The sequence below is a fragment of the Bradyrhizobium sp. USDA 3364 genome, from assembly GCF_054056355.1.
In genome coordinates this window covers 5,539,977-5,558,206 of record NZ_JBSRYG010000002.1, presented here as the reverse complement: position 1 = coordinate 5,558,206, position 18,230 = coordinate 5,539,977, and the positions used below count along the sequence as shown (strand labels likewise).

Sequence of the window (18,230 nt, the reverse complement as noted above, 5' to 3'; positions counted from 1 at the left end):
CCGGCGAAGGCCGGGACCCATTACCACCGCTGTCGATTGCAAGAAAAAGCTGGGGCCCAAACCGTTCACGACACTTCCGGTCGTGGTTATGGGTCCCGGCGTTCGCCGGGACGACGATGTCGTTAACCGCTGTTCCTCAGCCCAGCCGAAATCCCGTTGATCGTGATCTGGATCCCGCGCAGCACCTGCTCGTCCGGGTTCTGCGCGCGATGCTCCTTCAACAGCTCGACCTGCACGTGGTTGAGCGGGTCCATGTAGGGGAAGCGGTTGCGGATGCCACGTTCCAGCAGCGGGTTGCCCTGCAGCAGCCGGTCGTGCCCCATGATGTCGAGCAGCGTCTCGATCGAAAGATGCCACTCGCGGCGGATCTGGCCGAAGATTTTTTCGCGCAACGCGACGTCGGGCACCAGCTCGGCATAGCGCGAGGCGATCGCGATCGAGCTCTTTGCCAGCACCATGTCCATGTTGGACAGCAGCGTGCGGAAGAACGGCCATTCCTTGTAGAGTTCCTGCAGGAACGGCATGCCCTGCTCCGGATGCTCCGCGATCCAGGTCTCGACCGCGCTGCCGAAGCCATACCAGCCCGGCAGCATCAGCCGGCATTGCGCCCAGGAGAACACCCACGGAATGGCGCGCAGGTCCTCGATCTCGCGGGTCTTCTTGCGCGAGGCCGGGCGGCTGCCGATGTTCAAGGTCGCGATCTCGTTGATGACCGTCGAGCCCCAGAAATAGTCGGCGAAGCCTTCGGTTTCATAGACGAGACCACGATAGGCCTTGAAGGCGAGCGCGGAAATTTCCTCCATCGCCTTGAGATATTCGGGGCGCGGCGCGCTCTGCCGCGGCTGCAGCAGGCTGGTCTCCAGCGTCGCCGCGGCGAGGATTGCCAGATTGCTGCGGCCGACCTCGGCGTTGGAATATTTCGACGAGATGATCTCGCCCTGCTCGGTGATGCGGATCTGGCCGTTCACCGCGCCGCCGGGCTGCGCGATGATCGCGTCATAGCTCGGGCCGCCGCCGCGGCCGACCGAACCGCCGCGGCCGTGGAACAGGCGCAGCCGCACGCCGTGGCGCTCGAACACGTCGACGAGGCCGATCTCCGCCTTGTAGAGCTCCCAGCCCGAGGTGACGAAGCCGCCATCCTTGTTGCTGTCGGAATAGCCGAGCATCACCTCCTGCACGCTGCCGAGGCTATCGACCAGCTTGCGGTAGTCGTGCAGCGCCAGCATGCGGTCCATGATGCCGCTCGAGGCCTGCAAATCCTCGATGGTCTCGAACAGCGGCACGATGTTGACGGCGCTGCGGCCGGACGGATTGACGAGGCCAACCTCCTTCAGCAGCACCGCGACCTCGAGTATGTCGGACATGCCCTGGCACATCGAGATGATGCATTGGGAAATCACCTCGGGGCCGAATTTCGCATGCGCCTCGGCTGCGGCGCGGAACACCGCGAGCTCGCTTTGGGTCTCCTCGGAATATTTGACGAAGGGCGAGGCCAGCGGCCGCGCGTTGCGCAATTCGCCGAGCAGCAGGTTGACGCGCGCCTCCTCGCCGAGCGCGAGATACGACATGCCGGGATTGGCGGTGTCGAGCAGCTCGGCGATGGTGCGCTCGTGCACCGCCGAGTTCTGGCGGATGTCGAGCCGCGCCAGATGGAAGCCGAAGCAATCCACCGCCCGCCGCAACTGCCGCAGCCGTCCGCGCGCGATCACGCCGGAATTGTTCGCGATCAGCGAGCGATTCAGCACGTCGAGATCGGCCTGAAACTCTTTCACGGTCGCGTACGGCTCGGCCTTGCCGACCGGCGGCCGCGTGGTCTCGACCTCGAGCCGCGTCGCGGTGGCTGCGAGCCGCGCATAGATGCCGGAGACCGCCAGGCGATACGGCTCGCCGCTGCGATGCGGCGAGGTGTCGGGCGAACGCTCGGCAAGGATCCGCAGCTCCTCCGAGACGTCGGCGAGATGCGTTGCCAGCGACAGCTCGGCGCCGAGCGCGTGCAGCTCCTCGAGATAGAAGCTGAGCACCCGGCTCGACTGCAGCCGCAGCGTGCCGCGCATCACCTCCGCGGTGACGAACGGATTGCCGTCGCGATCGCCGCCGATCCAGCTTCCCATCCTGAGGAACGAGGCGAGATCGCCGGCCTCGCCGCCCTCCTTGTTGAGCCGGTCCTCCAGCGCGCAATGCAGCCGCGGCACCTCCTGCAGGAAGGTGTAGTCGTAGAACGACAGGCCGTTGGCGACCTCATCGAGCACTGTCAGCTTGGTCCGGCGCAGCAGATTGGTCTGCCACAGCGTCACGACCGCGCGGCGCAACTGCTCGTCGCTGGCCTCGCTCTCATCGGGCGTCATCTGCAACCGCTCACGGCGGTCGAGCAGCTCGGCGATCTCCATCTCGCGGTCCATCGTGCTCTTGCGGCGGACCTCGGTCGGATGCGCGGTCAAGACCGGGCTGACCAGCGCGCTCTTGAAGAAGCTGCGCAGGTCGGCCGGGCTGATGCCGGCCTGCCGGGCATGCACCAGCGTCTGCTCCAGCGTGCTCGGCCGCGGCGCGCCACTGGGCCCGCGGCTGCGCATCTGGCGGATGTTGTTCTGGTCCTCGGCGATGTTGGCGAGGTGGGAGAAATAGCTGAAGGCGCGGACGATCCGCAGCGTCTCGGCGATCGACATGCCGTCGAGGATGCCTTCCAGCTCCCGGCGCGCCAGCTTGTCCTCGTCGCGATGGAACCGGACCGAGGTCTGGCGGATGCGCTCGACGAGGTCGAAGACGTCGGCCCCCTCCTGGTCGCGCACGGTGTCGCCCAGCACGCGTCCCAGCAGCCGGATGTCGTTCCGGAGCCGCGCGTCCTCCTCCTGTGCCTGCACGTCCGCGGCGCTCTTGGCACGAATGTCGGGCTCGGAAGGCATGGTCTGGGGAGGCAAAGTCTGGGGAGGCAAAGTCTGGGGAGACATGGCTTGGCTACTCCAGAGGCTGCCCGGCTCCTCCCGAGTGTGCGCTTTTTTTGCCGCAGCGCAAGATGAACTTGGGGGCGGTGCACCAGCCCGCGCAAATGCCGCCCCGTGCCCTCGACCTCATCCCGAGGAGCCGCGGGAGCGGCATCTCGAGGGATGGGCCACGGGCCCCATGGTTCGAGACGGCGCTTCGCGCCCCCTCACCATGATGATCGAGATTTAGATCCGCCTTCCCGCCCGTTCCCAATACGGGTCGCGCAGCCGGCGCTTGAAGATCTTTCCGGAATCCTCGCGCGGCAGGTTGCTCTGGATCTCGATGTGCTTGGGCACCTTGTAGTCGGCGAGCGCGGTCTTGAGCTGGGCGCGCACCGAGCCGATGTCGAGCGCAACGCCCGGCTGCGGCTCGACCACCGCCATCAGCGCCTCGCCGAACTCGGCGTCCGGAATGCCGAACACCGCGCAATCATGCACGCCGGGCACCGCATGCAGCACCGCCTCGATCTCGGCGGGGTAGATGTTGACGCCGCCCGAGATCACCATGTCGCGCTTGCGATCGCAGATGAAGACGTAGCCGTCGGCGTCGATATAGCCGACGTCGCCGGAGGTGATGAATCCCTGCCGGTCGATCTCGGCGCGCTTCTCGGACTTGTTGTGATAGGTGAAATCGGGATTGCCCGCGATCCGCGAATAGATCTCGCCGATCTGGCCCTGCGCCACCTCGCGGCCGTCGTCGCCGATGAAGCGAAGCTCGGCGCCGGGCGAGATCTTGCCGACCGTTCCCGGCTTCTTCAGCGCGTCCTCCGACGTCGCGAACGTCACCGCGCCGGACTCGGTCGAGCCGTAGAACTCGTAGATCACCGGCCCCCACCAATCGATCATGGCGCGCTTGACATCGGCCGGGCACGGCGCGGCGGCATGGATGATGTGGCGCAGCGACGACATGTCGTACTTCCTGCGCACGTCCTCGGGCAGTTTCATCAGGCGGATGAACATCGTCGGCACCATGAAGATGGTGTCGATCCTCTCGCGCTCGATCAGCGCCAGAAACTCCTCCGCATCGAAGCGCGGCATCAGCACCAGCGCACCACCGAGCTTGCCGGAGCGCAGCCCGAACGAGTTCGGCGCCGAATGGTAGAGCGGTCCCGGCAGGATCGCGCGGGCCCCGGGCCGGAGGCCGTAGATCATCCGGCGCATCGCTTCCGCATTCGCGGTCTGCTCCGGCGTCGGCGCGAAGCGGCGCACGCCCTTCGGATGGCCCGTGGTACCCGAGGTGTAGATCATGTTCTGCGGCTGCGGCACGACAGGACCGTCATAGCGCGGGAATTGCGTCAGCCAGGACTCGAAATCGATCGCGAAATCCGGCGTCGCGAGATGCTCGGGATTGATCTTGTAGTTGGCGAGGATTTCCGGCGGCGTCGGTACGCTGAGCACCGTGACGTCGGGCGGAATCGCGCCGCGCAGCCGGTGCAGCATGTCGGCATGGCCGATCAGGACGCGTGTGCCGGAATCGGTCAACACGTAGTTGATCTCCTCCGGCTTGAAGTGCCAGTTGATCGGCACGCCATAGGCGCCGAGCCGCATCGCGGCATAGGCCGCCTCGATGAAGGCGATGTCGTTGCGCATCAGCATGCAGACGCTGTCGCCCGGTGTGATGCCGAGCTTGTTCAGGCCGCTGGCGATGCGGTCGGCGCGGTCGTCGACCGCTGCGTGATCACGCCGGCGACCGCCGCTGACGATGCCGAGGAAGGGTTGGGACGTTTCCATTGTCGTTGTCCGATCTTTCGTCGGTTCGAAGTTAGGTTGTCATTCCGGGGCGATGCGAAGCATCAAACCCGGAATCTCGAGATTCCCCGATGCGCAGTGCACATCTGAGGTGTCTGGTCCTTCGGACCATCCCGGAATGACGGTGTGACTTCTACCCAGCATCCGCAAACTTCGGCGCACGCTTCTCCAGATTGGCGCGTACGGACTCGGTCTGGTTCGGGCTGCCGAGCAGCTTCTGCTGCTCGACCGATTCCGCCAGCAGCGCCGCCGCCGGATCGACCGACAGATTGTTCAGCATGCGCTTGGCGGCGCGGATCGCATCCGGGCTCTTGCCGGCGATCTCGCGCGCGACCTCGAGCGCCGCGGCACGCGGGTCGTCGCAGATGCGGGTGGCCAAGCCATAGCTTTGGGCTTCCTGCGCCGAGAAGATCCGGCCGGCATAGGTGAGCTCGCGCAGGATGTCGTCGCGCACCAGGCTCGCGAGGATCGGCGTGCCCGCCATGTCGGGCACGAGGCCCCACTTGATCTCCATGATCGACATCCGCGCGTCCGCCGAGAGGAAGCGCATGTCGGCGCCGAGCGCGAGCTGGAAGCCGCCGCCGAACGCGACGCCGTGGACCGCGGCGATGACAGGCACCGGGAGCTGGCGCCAGCCCCAGACCGCCTGCTGCGGGAAATTGGCCTTGCCGTGGGTCCGGATCGTGAGATCACGCTTCTCGCCGCCCGGCACCCCATTACCGCCATCCTTCATGGCCGCGAACCGGCCCATGTCGAGGCCGGCGCAGAACGCCCGGCCCTCGCCTGACAGCACGACCACCCGAACGGATTTTTCCTTGGAAAGACGGTCGGTTGCGGCGACCAATGCCTCGAACATCGCGGCATCGAGCGCGTTCATCTTGTCCGCCCGCACCAGGCGGACATCGGCGATACCGTCTGAAATCGATATCGAAACGCGATCTTCCATTGAAATCTCCTCCGCTGTTCCTCGTTGGCGCTTTACAGAAAGGCCGTTGTCCGGTTTTAGTCAATCGACCAATTAACTGACAACCCCCGTGGAGGAAACGATGTTCTCTGATCAGCTTCTTGCCGGGCGGCGCATCCTGGTAACCGGCGGCGGCACCGGCCTCGGCAAGGCCATGGCCACACGGTTCCTGCAACTCGGCGCCGAGGTACATATCTGCGGCCGCCGCAAAAGCGTCTGCGACGAGACCGCCACCGAGCTGATGGCCGAGCATGGCGGGCGCGTGGTTAGCCACGGCGTCGACATCCGCAATGCCATGGCGGTCGACGAGATGATCGAGGCGATCTGGACCACCAGCGGCCCCCTCACCGATCTCATCAACAACGCCGCCGGCAATTTCATCTCGCGCTCGGAAGAGCTCTCCGCGCGCGGCTTCGATGCCGTGGCCAACATCGTGATGCACGGCACCTTCTATGTGACCCACGCGGTGGGCCGGCGCTGGATCGCCGGCGGCCACCGCGGCAACGTGGTGTCGATCACGGTGACCTGGGTGCGCAACGGCTCGCCCTATGTGGTGCCATCGGCGATGAGCAAGTCGGCGATCCACGCCATGACCATGTCGCTCGCGATCGAATGGGGCCGCCACGGCATCCGCCTCAACACCATCGCGCCCGGCGAGATTCCGACCGAAGGCATGAGCAAGCGCATCAAGCCGGGCGACGAGGCCGGCGCGCGCACCAAGGCGATGAACCCGATGGGCCGCGTCGGCACCATGGAGGAGCTGCAGAACCTTGCGGTGTTCCTGATCTCCGGCGGCTGCGACTGGATCAACGGCGAGACCATCGCGATGGACGGCGCGCAGGCGCTGGCGATGGGCGGCAATTTCTACCAGCTCCGCGACTGGAGCGATGACGACTGGACCAAGGCGCGCGAGTCGATCAAGGCCCAGAACGAGAAGGATCGCGCCGCGCGGGGTTGAGGCCCGGGCTTGCGTCTTCGTCCGATGTCGTCCCGGCGCAGGCCGGGACCCATATGTGGACGGCCCCCGTGGCACAAGAGGTTTCTGGAACTGGTCGGATCGCTGTCATCCATATGTCCGGCCTGTTTGATGCGGTCGGATTGACCGCTGGGCCAAGATGGTTTCCGCGACGCGAGTGCCAAACAACCTGGCGACCTTCTGAAGGCCAATGGGTCCCGCGGCTTGTCTCGCGTGCTGGATCGATCGATCATTCCATCTGCTCTTGCAGCTCCGGTTCGGCCGGCGAGTGCAGCGTCCGGCCGGCCAAACTCTTAGGTGACGATTGCCGGCGCGGCATTGATCCGTGCGGCGTCGTAGTTCTCGCCCGTGACCATCAGCTTCCAGGCGATGCGGGCAACCTTGTTGGCGAGCGCCACCGCCGCCAGCTTCGGCGGCTTACGCTTGAGCAGCGCAACGAGCCAGCGCGAGGGCTGGCCGCGTCCGAGCCTTGCTTGCCGGATCACCGCAGTGGCTCCTGCCACGAGCAGCCGACGCAGGGTCTCGTCGCCGGCGCGGGTGATCTTGCCGAGCCTGGTCTTGCCGGCGGTGGAATGGTCTTTGGGTGTCAGGCCGAGCCAGGCCGCGAACCACCGGCCGGAGCGGAACGCGTGCGGGTCGGGGGTCTTCATCACCAACGCCGTCGCAATGATCGGACCGACCGAGGGGATCTGGGCCAGACGGCGGCTCGTGGCGTTGGCCCGGTGCCAGGCCAAAAGCTTGGCCTCGATCGTCTTCAGTTCGCCCTGCAGCTGCGTGTAGTCGCGGCCCTGCATGGCGAACAGCTCACGCGCCAGCGCCGGAAGGCTCTCGTCCTGCGCAATCCGTGCCAGCAGCGGCTCGATCTTGTCCAGTCCCTTGGCGGCGACCAGGCCAAACTCCGCCGCATAGCCGCGGATCGCATTGCTGAGCTGGGTGCGGCGGGCGATTAGCCCGTCGCGGACGCCCGTCAGCATCAGCGCGGCCTGCTGCTCGGCGCTCTTCACCGGCACAAACCGCATCCGCGGCCGGCTCATCGCTTCGCACAGCCCGTCCGCGTCTCGCCCGTCATTCTTGTTGCGTTCCACATACGGCTTCACCAGCTGCGGCGCCATCAGCTTCACCTCATGGCCGAGCTTGCCAAGCTCCCGAGCCCAGTAATGGGCCGCACCGCACGCCTCCATCCCGACCACGGTCGGCGGCAGTTTGGCAAAGAACTCCAGCACCTGCTTGCGCGACAGCTTCTTGCGCAACACCGCCTGCTCCGCCGCATCAACCCCATGCAGCACAAAAATATGCTTCGACGTATCCATTCCAATGCGGATAATCTCTCTCACGGACGGCTCCCTTGTCTGAGATTTGCAACAACCTCATTCTGGCACACTGATGCCGTAGGGGGCCGTCCACCCCATCAACCACCGCTTTGTGTTGTTCGCAAGCTGCGGCCACAGCGTCGTACCACACTGGCATTCGTGGTTATGGGTCCCGGCCTGCGCCGGGACGACGATGTTGGAACAGCGCGGCCAATTCCCCGTATTGTTTTTCCCGCGCGATGCCGCCACACTCCGCGCAACCAAAACAAGACGTCACGGGGGAAACATGTCCGACGCGCCGAAACTGAGCAATCTTGCCGACATGGTGCGCGACCGCGCCAGGAGCCGCGGCGATGCGCTGGCCTATGAGTTCGAAGGCCGGCAAACCTCTTTCGCCGAGTTCGACACCAAGACCAACCGCGTCGCCAACGCGCTGATCGCGATGGGCATCAAGAAGGGCGAGCGCATCGCCTATCTCGGCAAGAACAGCGACTTCTATTTCGAGCTCCTGATGGGCGCGATGAAGGCCGGCGTGGTGATGGCGCCGGTGAACTGGCGGCTCGCCGGCCCCGAGGTCGCCTTCATCGTCGACGACTGCAAGGCGCCGGTGCTGTTCGTCGGTCCCGAATTCATCACCCAGGCCCGCAACATCGCCGACAAGCTGCCCAGCGTCCGCACCATCATCACCACCGAGGGCGGTGCGCCGGAATGGCCCGATTTTCTCGCCTGGCGCGATGCGCAGAGCGGCGACGACCCGCGCGTTGCGATCGAGCCGAAGGACATCGCGATCCAGCTCTACACCTCGGGCACGACAGGCAAGCCGAAGGGCGCGATGCTGTCGCACGCCAACTTCCTCAACCTGGTGCAGAGCGGCAACGAGGCCGAGAAGCCGGAATGGAACCGGTGGACCACCGACGACGTCTCGCTGGTCGCGATGCCGATCTTCCACATCGGCGGCTCCGGCTGGGGCGTGATGGGGCTCTATCACGGCGCCCGCGGCGTGATCGCGCGCGAGTTCGATCCGACCAAGGTGCTCGACTTCTTCGAGCAGTCCGGCATCACCAAACTGTTCATGGTGCCGGCGGCGATGCAATTCGTGGTGCGGCAGCCGCGCGCGCGGCAGGTCGATTTCTCCCGCCTGAAATACATGCTCTATGGCGCCTCGCCGATCCCGGCGGCGCTGCTGAAGGAATGCATCGAGGTCTTCAAATGCGGCTTCGTGCAGATGTACGGCATGACCGAGACCACCGGCACCATCGTCGCGCTCCCGCCCGAGGATCACATCGAGGGGCTCGAGCGGATGCGCTCGGCCGGCAAGGCGCTGGCCGGCGTCGAGCTTGCGATCCTCGACGCCGACGGCAAGCCGCTGCCGCCGGGCGAAGTCGGCGAGATCGCCACCCGCTCCGGCTCCAACATGGCGGGCTACTGGAATCTGCCCGAGGCCACCGCGCACACGATTGATAGCAACGGCTGGCTGCGCACCGGCGATGCCGGCTACATGGACAGCGACGGCTATCTCTACATCCACGACCGCATCAAGGACATGATCATCTCCGGCGGCGAGAACATCTATCCGGCCGAGGTCGAGAGCGCGCTGTGCGACCACCCGGATGTCGCCGAAGCCGCCGTGATCGGCATCCCCGACGACAAATGGGGCGAGGCGGTGAAGGCTGTCGTGGTGATGAAGCCCGGCAAGAGTGCGACCGCGACCGACATCATCAACTTCACCCGCGAACGCATCGCCGGCTACAAGACGCCGAAATCGGTCGACTTCATCACCGCCCTGCCGCGCAACCCGTCGGGCAAGATTTTGCGACGAAGCCTGCGTGAACCGTATTGGGCGGGCAAGCACCGGCAGGTGAATTAGCTCCCGTCGTCCCGGCGAAGGCCGGGACCGATAGCCACCATTGCTCATGGTGGTAACCCGCTGGAGCCACATCTCGCTCCATCAACGACCCCTTGTGGTTGTGGGTCCCGGCCTTCGCCGGGACGACGGTGGAGAGAGAAGCGCTCATCAACCCTTCTTCGTCTTCTCCCGCAGGACGCGCCAGCGCTCCTGCGCCTCCTCCGGCCAGACCGTCCGTCGATCATAATACTCCGCGAACACTTTTGCGCCCGGCGGGAACGTCACCCAGGGCAGTTTCGACGACGTGAAGATGTGGACATCGGGCGGGCACTGGCTCGGATCATCCATCGTGCCGACGCGGACGAAGCGCACTGCGGGTCCCGAGCCCGGATAGTTGCTCCACACCGCGACCTTGCAACGCGGGCAGCGGGCGATCTTCTGGCCCTTGCCGCTCGCCGACGGCGTGTCGACGATCTCCGGCTCGGCCGCAATGTGCGCGACCCGCTCGGCCTCGTACATCGCATTGAGCGCGTGCACGGTGCCGGTCTCGCGCTGGCACCAGGTGCAGTGGCAGGCGTGCACGATCATCGGCCCGCCGGCGAGGCGGTAGCGGACGTTTCTGCAGGTGCATCCACCTTCCATGTCGTACCGCCTCTAGGTCCTTGTTTGACGCGTTTTCTTCACGCGAACCGGCATCCACTTCGCTCGAAAACGCTCTGGTAGCTCAGTGCTTCCCCGCTCCCATGTAGCCGAACAGGAAGCCCGCCACCTTGCGCTTCTGGATCTCCTCGCTACCCTCGGTGATGCGATAGCGGCGGTGGTGGCGGTAGATGTGCTCGAACGGCTTGTGGCGTGAATAGCCCATGCCGCCATGCACCTGCATCGCGCGGTCGGCGGCTTCGCAACACAGGCGATTTGCCCAGTAATTGCACATCGAGACCCGGTCCGACAGCGTGTGCTCGACCTGCGCCTGGGTCAGCTGATCCATCTCCCAGGCGGTCTTGCGGATCAACAGCCGCAGCATCTCGGCCTGGGTCGCAAGCTCGACCAGCGGCCACTGGATCGCCTGGTTCTCCGCCAGCGCCTTGCCGAACGGCTTGCGCTCGCGCGCATATTTCACGCTCTCGTTGATGCAGTAGACCGCAGCACCGAGCGAGCTCGCGGCCTGGCGGATGCGGTTCTCGTGCACGAAGCATTGCGCCAGCGACAGGCCGCGGCCGACCTCGCCGAACTGCGCATCCTCGGGCACGAACACATCGGTGAAGCTGACCCGCGGATGATCGGTCGGCATGTTGAAGGTCCACATATACTCCTCGACCTTCACGCCCGCCGATTTCGCCGGCACCAGGAAGCAGCTGATGCCGCGGGCATCGCCGTCATTGCCGGAGGTGCGGGCAAACAGCGCGCAGTGCGTCGCGACATGCATGCCCGTCGTCCACATCTTCTCGCCGTTGATGATCCAGCCCTTGACGTTGTCACGCGTGGCCTGGACGGCTTTGGTCTCCATATGTGTCGCGTCCGAGCCGTGGTCGGGCTCTGTGAGGCCAAACGTGATGCGGTACTTGCCGGTGATCGAGCCGTCGATCATCGCCTTCTGCTCGTCGGTTCCATAGCGGTCGAGCATAGTGACGATGGGGAGATTGCCGACGATCGAATGCTCGTTCTGCAGATCGTTGTGCAGGCCGAGCCCCTTCGAGGCGAAATGCTCGCGGATCACGGCCATCCAGAGGTTGGAGCCGTCCTTGCCGCCGTAACGCTTCGGGATCGCGAAGCGCAGATGGCCGGCGGCGTCGGCCAGGTTCTTGGCCTTGCGCAGCAAGAGCTCCCATTCATGGCGCGGCAGGCCGCCCTTGTCGAAATCGGTGCGCGCCCATTCGCGGCGATGATCGAAGAAGCGGATGTTGTCGTCAGCCTCTTCCAGCGGCTTGATCTCGCGTTCGATGAAGCGATCGAGCTCGGCGAGATAGGCTGTCAGGTCAGCCGGCAGATTGAAATCCAAGGCGGTCTCTCCCGAAGATATTGTTGATTCTGGTTTTGCGTTTAGGCGCTATCGCGGATGCGCGTCCAGATCGATTAAGGTGAGAAGCCCGTGGCCAAGTCAAGCAGCCGAGCGAGGCTTGCATGCGCGGTCGCGTTGCGTAATTGGATGGCACGGAGCGGCGTGCAGGCGCTAGGATATCGGTCATATTCTTCGCCGCAGAAAATCCACGGGAGCAAACATGGATCTGAAATTCTCCAAGGTGACGCGCAAGGGTCCCATCACCATCGTGACGCTGTCGCGGCCCGAAGTTTACAACGCGCTGCATATCGACGCGCATTTCGAGCTTAACAAGGTGTTCGACGACTTCTCGGCCGATCCGGAGCAGTGGGTGGCGATCGTCACCGGCGCCGGCGACAAGGCGTTCTGCGCCGGCAACGACCTGAAATGGCAAGCCGCCGGCGGCAAACGCGGCTGGGACAAGGGCGGCTTCGCCGGCCTCACCACCCGCTTCGACTGCGACAAGCCGATCATCGCCGCCGTCAACGGCGTTGCGATGGGCGGCGGCTTCGAGGTCGCGCTGGCCTGCGACCTGATCATCGCCGCGGAAAACGCGACTTTCGCCCTGCCCGAGCCGCGCGTCGGCCTCGCCGCGCTGGCCGGCGGCCTGCAGCGGCTGCCGCGGCAGATCGGGCTGAAGCGCGCCATGGGCATGATCCTGACCGCGCGCCATGTCAGCGCCAAGGAAGGCCTCGAACTCGGCTTCGTCAACGAAGTGGTGCCGCAGGGCGAAGCGCTGGCGGCTGCCGAGCGCTGGGCCGAGACCATCGCCAAGAACTCGCCGATGTCGATCCGCGCCTCCAAGCAGGCGATCCAGAAGGGCCTCGAAGTCTCGCTCGAGCAGGCGATGACCGAGCAGCGTGAATATCCCGCAGTGAAGGCGATGGCCGCCTCGCAGGATTACATCGAGGGCCCGAAGGCGTTCTCCGAGAAGCGCCCGCCGAATTGGCTGGGGCGGTAATCGCTCTTTCCACGTCATTGCGAGGAGCGCAGCGACGAAGCAATCCATGTCTCGGCTTGCGGTGAGATGGATTGCTTCGCTTCCCCCGTCCTACTTTTCGAGCTCCCTCTTGTAGGACGCGTAGTTCGGCTGATCGACGGCGAGCTTGTCCATCGTGGTCTGCCAGAGATGCTCCGGCAGGCCCGGGGTCTTCAGGTCCACCTCGCCGCTTGCGATCTTCTCCGACAGCGCGCGGTTGAGCTCCATCAGCGAGCCGTCCGCACCGAGCAGCGCCTTCAGCCGCGCGGCCTCGGTCGCGTCGCCCGCCTCGGCGAGCGCGAGCTGCCGCGTCACCAGATCGAGCGCGTTGATGCCGACGCGCAGCTTGAAGCCGTTGTGGCCCTTGATCGCGGGCGCGATCTCGGTGCGCAGGAACTCGGCGACGGCCTTGATCAGTTCGGTTGGCGTTGGTTCGTCTTGCATGTCATTTGCTCTCTTTCTTGCGCATGATCTATTCCGAAAACCGGCCTCCACTTCTCGGGATCATGCGCGCGGAGCTAGCAACCGCAACAGATCGATCTCGGTCTCGGACGCGCGGCGGCCGATCATCGCGCGCTCCATCGAGTGATCGGGGCCGAGGCGGAAGCGCTGCATCATGCCGCAGCACATCACGCCCCAGCGCAGCGTGCCCATCACTTCCCAGAACATCACGCGATCGGGATCGACCTTGCGCCCGGCCTCCGCGTAGCCCGCGAACAGATCCTCGCGGGAGCCGAAGCCGCCGACCGGCTTGTCGATCTCGCCGAAGCGCCACGAGTTGACGCAGATCCACCCCAAGTCCTCCATCGGATCGCCGGTATGCGCGAGCTCCCAGTCGAGCACCGCGCGCACCCCGTCGGGACCGATGATCAGGTTGCCGTGGCGGAAGTCGCCATGCACCAGCGTCACCTCGGACGACGGTCCGGGATCGTGATCGCGCAGCCAGCGCAGCGCCAGCTCGAACACCGGACGCGGCCAGTTGAAGCTGTGATACTCGCGGCCGAGATCTTCGATCTCCTTGGTCGCGGTCAGGCTGCGCAACTGCGGCAGCTTGGCCTGCGGCAGGCCGTGGATGCCGGCGATGACGCGCCCGAGCTGGCGAGCCAGCATCGGACGCGCGCCGGCATATTCCTCGTCGCGCAAAATTTTCCGCGCGATGGTCTCGCCTTCGACCCGCGCCATGATGAAGCCGCGACCGAGGCCGTCTTCCGGCCTCAGCACATGCATCACCTTCGGCGACGGCAGGCCCGCGTCATGCGCGAGCTGCATCAGCGTGGCCTCGGCATCGAGGCCGGCGGCGCGGCCCGGTGCAGCACCGTAGCCCGGCGGCGCGCGGCGCAGGATCGCGCCGACATTGCCGCTGGGGTGCACGATGTCGAATGTCCAGGTCTCCTGGCTGGCGCCGCCGGACAGCTTTGCGGCGCCGGTGACGCCGGTCGCGCCGGGATGAAACGCGGCGACGCAGCGCCTGAGCTCGGTCTCGATCATTTGCCCTTGAACTTCGCCGGCCGCTTCTCGAGGAATGCGGTGACACCTTCCTTGAAATCCTCGGCGCTGCCCGCGATCCGCTGCGACTCGAATTCCAGGTTGAGCTGATCCTCGAGGGTATTTTCCGGGCTGTCCCAATAGAGCTTGCGGATCAGCGACAGCGCCACCGTCGGGCCGTTGGCGAGATCGTGCGCCATCTTCATGGTCTCTTCCATCAGCGCGGCGTCGTCATAGACGCGGTTGACGAGGCCCCATTCCAGCGCCTTCTCGGCCGGCAGCCGCTCGCCGAGCAGCGACAGCTCGACCGAACGCGCCTTGCCGATCAGCCGCGGCAGCAGCCAGGTCGAGCCGCAATCCGGCACCAGGCCGATGCGGCGGAATGCCTGCAGGAAATAAGACGAGCGCGCGCACAGCACGAGGTCGCCCATTAGCGCGAAGCTCATCCCGGCGCCGGCGGCCGGACCGTTCACCGCGGTGACGATCGGACAGTGCAGCTTACGCAATCGGCGCAGGAACGGATGGAACGCGGTTTCCAGCGCCGCGCCGGCGTTGCTCTTGCCGGGCTTCTGCTGCTGGTTGCGGCCCTGCAGATTGGCGCCGGTGCAGAAGGCGCGGCCGGCGCCCGTGATAACCAGGCAGCGCACCACGTCACGCTTGTCGTCGATCGCATCGAGCGCCTCGGCGAGCCCGCCCAGCATGTCGAGCGAGACCGCGTTCATGACTTCCTGATGGTCGAGCTTGAGGATCGCGACCGATCCGTCGAAGTCGAGCGTGACGTGCTTGAACTGCATGGCTCCCTCTCTGTGTTGCTTCGGCGGTTGGTACCGCGGTAGGTCGATGGGTCGACCTATATTTGATTTTTGTGCCGGGCTTGTCCATGGTCGGCGGCCAAGCCCATCCGTGAACGCGTGATTAGCGCGCACCAAACCAAATGGAAACCCCAATGAGTGGCATCTTCGATCTCACCGGCCGCGTCGCTGTCATCACCGGCGGCAATGGCGGCATCGGCCTCGGCATCGCGCAGGCGCTCAACGCCGCCGGCTGCAACGTCGCGATCTGGGGCCGCAACGCGGAAAAAAACGCCAACGCCGCCGCCTCGATGAAGGCGGGCCCCGGCAAGGTCTCGACGCAATTCTGCGACGTCAGCGATCCCGGCTCGGTCAAGACCGCGATGAAGGCGACGCTCGACACCTTCGGCCGCGTCGACGGCTGCTTCGCCAATGCCGGCATCGGCGGCGGCGGACGCCGTGCCTTCATCGACCGCACCGAGGAGGAATGGCGCAAGATGTTCGCGACCAATCTCGACGGTGTGTTTCACGTATTCCAGGCTGCGGCACGGCACATGACCGAACGCGCCGAGGCCGGCGACAAGTTCGGCCGTCTGGTCGCAACCTCGAGCCTCGCCTCGCTGTTCGGCACCGCGCGCAATGAGCACTATGCCGGCACCAAGGCCGCGCTGAATGCGCTGTGCCGCGCGCTCGGCGTGGAGCTTGCCCGCTACGGCGTCACCGCCAACGCGATCCTGCCCGGCTGGATCAAGAGCGACATGACCGCCGGCATCATGGCCAACGACAAGTTCGTCGCCAACGTGATGCCGCGTATCCCGGTGCGCCGGTTCGGCGAGCCGAGCGATTTCGGCGGCATCGCCGTCTACCTCATGAGCAAGGCGTCGTCCTATCATACGGCTGATTGTTTCGTGATCGACGGCGGGTACACGGCATTCTGATTGTTGCGGCGCTTCCGCATCTCCAACCGTCGTCCCGGCGCAGGCTGGGACCCATAACCACCACATTCGATTGTGAACGGGATCGTGGCTCCAGCGTCGCGCAGCAATTGGCGATTGGGGTAATGGGTCCTGGCTTTCGCCAGGACGACACTGAATGTGTTGCACGCCTTGTGAGTCAGATGCGCGACGCAGCGTCGTTTCCGTCGCGGCAAAACTGCTGCTAAGCGTTCCAACTGCAAGGGCGCAACGACGCGGCTTTCGCAAACCAAGAGGGAGGATATTTCAGATGTTTTCACACGTGATGGTTGGCACCAACGATCTGGACAAGGCCAAGGCGTTTTATGATGCGCTGCTTGGCACGCTCGATGTCCGGCCGGCCCGGGTCGACGGTCACCGCATCATGTACCTGACCAAGGCCGGCATTTTCATGGTGTCCAAGCCGATCAACGGCGAGCCGGCGACGCACGCCAATGGCGGCACGATCGGCTTTGCCTGCTCTTCGCCGGAGCAGGTCGAGGCCTGGCACGCGGCCGGCGTCGCCAATGGCGGCAAGCCTATCGAGGATCCGCCGGGCGTGCGGGAGGGCAGCGGCATCAAGCTCTACCTCGCTTATCTGCGCGATCTCGACGGCAACAAGATCTGTGCGATGCATCGGATGACCTGACGGTCCGGCCAAGCGCTGGTCAGCGGCGGCGTTCAAACAACGTTTGAAACGTCGTCGCGATATTCCGCAATACGGTAGCGATCGTGCGAAATCGGTGCTCGCGCTTGGCGCCGCGCGCGTCTATTGTCCGCCGCGAAACGCGCCTTCGCGAGGGAGAAAAGACAATGAAACATGCCTATGTGCCGCGCACCACGAACTACACGCTCAATCCGGGCGACGAGCTCAACGATCTCCGCATGTCGGACAAGGTCCGTCCGCTCTACGACCATGTGAAGCAGTTCATCCGCGACACCGTCGACCCGATGTCGGTCGAGTTCTATCGCGCCGGCGAGAAGAAGACCAACCGCTGGAGCTTCACCGACGAGCAGCTCGCGATCCTGCAGAAGGCCAAGGACAAGGCCAAGGAAGTCGGTCTATGGAACTTCTTCCTGCCCGATGCCGAGACCGGCGAAGGCCTCAACAATCTCGACTACGCCTATATCGCCGCCGAGCTCGGCAAGAGCCCGCTGGCCTCCGAGACCATGAACTGCTCGGCGCCCGACACCGGCAACATGGAGGTGCTGGAGCGCGTCGGCACCAAGGCGCAGAAGGAGAAGTGGCTGAAGCCGCTGCTCAACGGCGAGATTCGCTCGGCCTATGCGATGACCGAGCCGAACGTCGCCTCCTCCGACGCTAAGAACATCTCGACCACCGCAAAGCTGGTCGGCGACGAGTGGGTGATCAACGGCGAGAAGTATTACATCTCCGGCGCCGGCGATCCGCGCTGCAAGATCATGATCGTGATGGTGAAGACCAATCCCGACGCGGCGCCGAGCAAGCAGCAGTCGCAGATCCTGGTGCCGATCGACACCCCCGGCGTCGAGATCCTGGGACCGATGCACGTGTTCGGCCATGACCATGCGCCGCGCGGCCACATGCATCTGCGCTTCAACAATTGCAAGGTGCCGAAGGAGAACATGCTGCTCGGCGAAGGCCGCGGCTTCGAGATCTCCCAGGTCCGCCTCGGCCCGGGCCGCATCCATCACTGCATGCGCACCATCGGCAAGGCTGAGAAGGCGCTCGACATGATGGTGCAGCGTGGGCTGACCCGCGAAGCCTTCGGCAAGAAGATCGCCCATCTCGGCGGCAACATGCAGATCATCGCCCAGGCCCGCTGCGAAATCGAAGCGATGCGGCTGATGGTGCTGAAGGCGGCCAAGGCGATGGACGTGCTCGGCAACAAGGAAGCCCGCGTCTGGGTCTCGATGGTCAAGGCCATGGTCCCCGAGCGCGCCTGCAAGGTGATCGACCAGGCGATCCAGATGCACGGCGCCACCGGCATCTCGCAATGGTCGCCGCTCGGCGAAATGTACCAGGACGTTCGCCATCTCCGCTTCGCCGACGGTCCGGACGAGGTGCACTGGATGGTGGTCGGCCGCCACGAGCTGAGCATGCCGTAACTTATCTTCCCCTTCTCCGCGCAAGCGGGGCGAGGTAAGAAAGCAAGAGCAAGTCTGCAAGGCGGGTTCGCGC

At 65.1% G+C, this 18,230-nt stretch carries 15 protein-coding genes; 6 read left to right on the top strand and 9 right to left on the bottom strand.

What is annotated here, in order from left to right; all coding sequences use genetic code 11:
- Positions 1-122: 122 nt before the first annotated feature.
- The 3 genes from ppc to ACVILL_RS26165 form a co-directional block, all read right to left on the bottom strand.
- Positions 123-2,915: a phosphoenolpyruvate carboxylase gene (gene ppc, locus ACVILL_RS26175; protein WP_456734367.1), complete on the bottom strand. Its 2,793-nt coding sequence runs from the start codon at positions 2,913-2,915 to the stop codon at positions 123-125.
- A gap of 249 nt (positions 2,916-3,164) precedes the next feature.
- The gene (locus tag ACVILL_RS26170) at positions 3,165-4,709 is read right to left on the bottom strand and encodes an acyl-CoA synthetase (RefSeq protein ID WP_456731669.1); all 1,545 of its coding nucleotides are present in this window, start codon (positions 4,707-4,709) and stop codon (positions 3,165-3,167) included.
- A gap of 151 nt (positions 4,710-4,860) precedes the next feature.
- Positions 4,861-5,673: a crotonase/enoyl-CoA hydratase family protein gene (locus tag ACVILL_RS26165; RefSeq protein ID WP_456731668.1), complete on the bottom strand. Its 813-nt coding sequence runs from the start codon at positions 5,671-5,673 to the stop codon at positions 4,861-4,863.
- Between the two features lie 100 nt (positions 5,674-5,773).
- Between ACVILL_RS26165 and ACVILL_RS26160 the strand changes: the two genes are divergently transcribed.
- Positions 5,774-6,649 (top strand): SDR family oxidoreductase, encoded by an 876-nt coding sequence (locus ACVILL_RS26160; RefSeq protein ID WP_456731667.1) that lies wholly within the window; start codon positions 5,774-5,776, stop codon positions 6,647-6,649.
- A gap of 311 nt (positions 6,650-6,960) precedes the next feature.
- Here the strand turns inward: ACVILL_RS26160 and ACVILL_RS26155 are convergent, their stop codons facing one another.
- Positions 6,961-8,001 (bottom strand): IS110 family RNA-guided transposase, encoded by a 1,041-nt coding sequence (locus ACVILL_RS26155; protein ID WP_456729119.1) that lies wholly within the window; start codon positions 7,999-8,001, stop codon positions 6,961-6,963.
- 262 nt (positions 8,002-8,263) lie between these two features.
- Here ACVILL_RS26155 and ACVILL_RS26150 point away from each other — a divergent pair, with 262 nt between their 5' ends.
- Positions 8,264-9,844, top strand: coding sequence for a fatty acid--CoA ligase (locus tag ACVILL_RS26150; protein ID WP_456731666.1), 1,581 nt, complete (start codon positions 8,264-8,266; stop codon positions 9,842-9,844).
- Between the two features lie 147 nt (positions 9,845-9,991).
- On the opposite strand, the gene ACVILL_RS26145 is transcribed toward ACVILL_RS26150, so the two are convergent.
- Positions 9,992-10,465 carry a GFA family protein gene (locus ACVILL_RS26145; RefSeq protein ID WP_456731665.1) on the bottom strand — a complete coding sequence of 158 codons (474 nt, stop codon included), beginning with the start codon at positions 10,463-10,465 and terminating at the stop codon, positions 9,992-9,994.
- Between the two features lie 82 nt (positions 10,466-10,547).
- Entirely contained in the window at positions 10,548-11,822 is a 1,275-nt protein-coding gene (locus ACVILL_RS26140; RefSeq protein WP_456731664.1) for an acyl-CoA dehydrogenase family protein, read from the bottom strand.
- Between the two features lie 220 nt (positions 11,823-12,042).
- Between ACVILL_RS26140 and ACVILL_RS26135 the strand changes: the two genes are divergently transcribed.
- Positions 12,043-12,822: an enoyl-CoA hydratase-related protein gene (locus tag ACVILL_RS26135; protein WP_456731663.1), complete on the top strand. Its 780-nt coding sequence runs from the start codon at positions 12,043-12,045 to the stop codon at positions 12,820-12,822.
- Positions 12,823-12,912: 90 nt separating this feature from the next.
- Here the strand turns inward: ACVILL_RS26135 and ACVILL_RS26130 are convergent, their stop codons facing one another.
- Genes ACVILL_RS26130 through ACVILL_RS26120 form a run of 3 tightly spaced genes read right to left on the bottom strand, consistent with a single transcriptional unit; the run spans position 12,913 to position 15,119 of the window.
- Positions 12,913-13,284: a DUF6285 domain-containing protein gene (locus ACVILL_RS26130; RefSeq protein WP_456731662.1), complete on the bottom strand. Its 372-nt coding sequence runs from the start codon at positions 13,282-13,284 to the stop codon at positions 12,913-12,915.
- Between the two features lie 60 nt (positions 13,285-13,344).
- Entirely contained in the window at positions 13,345-14,328 is a 984-nt protein-coding gene (locus ACVILL_RS26125) for a phosphotransferase family protein (protein ID WP_456731661.1), read from the bottom strand.
- On the bottom strand, positions 14,325-15,119 hold the full coding sequence (locus tag ACVILL_RS26120) for an enoyl-CoA hydratase/isomerase (RefSeq protein WP_456731660.1): 795 nt from the start codon (positions 15,117-15,119) through the stop codon (positions 14,325-14,327). Before ACVILL_RS26120 ends, ACVILL_RS26125 begins: the two co-directional genes overlap by 4 nt.
- A 152-nt stretch (positions 15,120-15,271) precedes the next feature.
- On the opposite strand from ACVILL_RS26120, the gene ACVILL_RS26115 reads away from it, so the two are divergent.
- The 3 genes from ACVILL_RS26115 to ACVILL_RS26105 all read left to right on the top strand — a co-directional run bounded on the left by ACVILL_RS26115 (position 15,272) and on the right by ACVILL_RS26105 (position 18,157).
- Positions 15,272-16,054, top strand: coding sequence for an SDR family NAD(P)-dependent oxidoreductase (locus ACVILL_RS26115; protein WP_456731659.1), 783 nt, complete (start codon positions 15,272-15,274; stop codon positions 16,052-16,054).
- Between the two features lie 286 nt (positions 16,055-16,340).
- A complete protein-coding gene (locus tag ACVILL_RS26110; protein ID WP_456731658.1) occupies positions 16,341-16,718 on the top strand; it encodes a VOC family protein in 378 nt (125 codons plus the stop codon).
- A 164-nt stretch (positions 16,719-16,882) separates the two neighbouring features.
- The gene (locus tag ACVILL_RS26105; RefSeq protein ID WP_018270539.1) at positions 16,883-18,157 is read left to right on the top strand and encodes an acyl-CoA dehydrogenase family protein; all 1,275 of its coding nucleotides are present in this window, start codon (positions 16,883-16,885) and stop codon (positions 18,155-18,157) included.
- The last annotated feature ends 73 nt before the right edge of the window (positions 18,158-18,230 follow it).

What these genes read in the sequence shown, in the direction of transcription:
- ACVILL_RS26170 (WP_456731669.1), bottom strand. Translation starts at nt 4,709, where the DNA reads ATGGAAACGTCCCAACCCTTCCTCGGCATCGTCAGCGGCGGTCGCCGG.
- ACVILL_RS26165 (WP_456731668.1), bottom strand. Translation starts at nt 5,673, where the DNA reads ATGGAAGATCGCGTTTCGATATCGATTTCAGACGGTATCGCCGATGTC.
- ACVILL_RS26160 (WP_456731667.1), top strand. Translation starts at nt 5,774, where the DNA reads ATGTTCTCTGATCAGCTTCTTGCCGGGCGGCGCATCCTGGTAACCGGC.
- ACVILL_RS26150 (WP_456731666.1), top strand. Translation starts at nt 8,264, where the DNA reads ATGTCCGACGCGCCGAAACTGAGCAATCTTGCCGACATGGTGCGCGAC.
- ACVILL_RS26145 (WP_456731665.1), bottom strand. Translation starts at nt 10,465, where the DNA reads ATGGAAGGTGGATGCACCTGCAGAAACGTCCGCTACCGCCTCGCCGGC.
- ACVILL_RS26135 (WP_456731663.1), top strand. Translation starts at nt 12,043, where the DNA reads ATGGATCTGAAATTCTCCAAGGTGACGCGCAAGGGTCCCATCACCATC.
- ACVILL_RS26130 (WP_456731662.1), bottom strand. Translation starts at nt 13,284, where the DNA reads ATGCAAGACGAACCAACGCCAACCGAACTGATCAAGGCCGTCGCCGAG.
- ACVILL_RS26125 (WP_456731661.1), bottom strand. Translation starts at nt 14,328, where the DNA reads ATGATCGAGACCGAGCTCAGGCGCTGCGTCGCCGCGTTTCATCCCGGC.
- ACVILL_RS26120 (WP_456731660.1), bottom strand. Translation starts at nt 15,119, where the DNA reads ATGCAGTTCAAGCACGTCACGCTCGACTTCGACGGATCGGTCGCGATC.
- ACVILL_RS26115 (WP_456731659.1), top strand. Translation starts at nt 15,272, where the DNA reads ATGAGTGGCATCTTCGATCTCACCGGCCGCGTCGCTGTCATCACCGGC.
- ACVILL_RS26110 (WP_456731658.1), top strand. Translation starts at nt 16,341, where the DNA reads ATGTTTTCACACGTGATGGTTGGCACCAACGATCTGGACAAGGCCAAG.
- ACVILL_RS26105 (WP_018270539.1), top strand. Translation starts at nt 16,883, where the DNA reads ATGAAACATGCCTATGTGCCGCGCACCACGAACTACACGCTCAATCCG.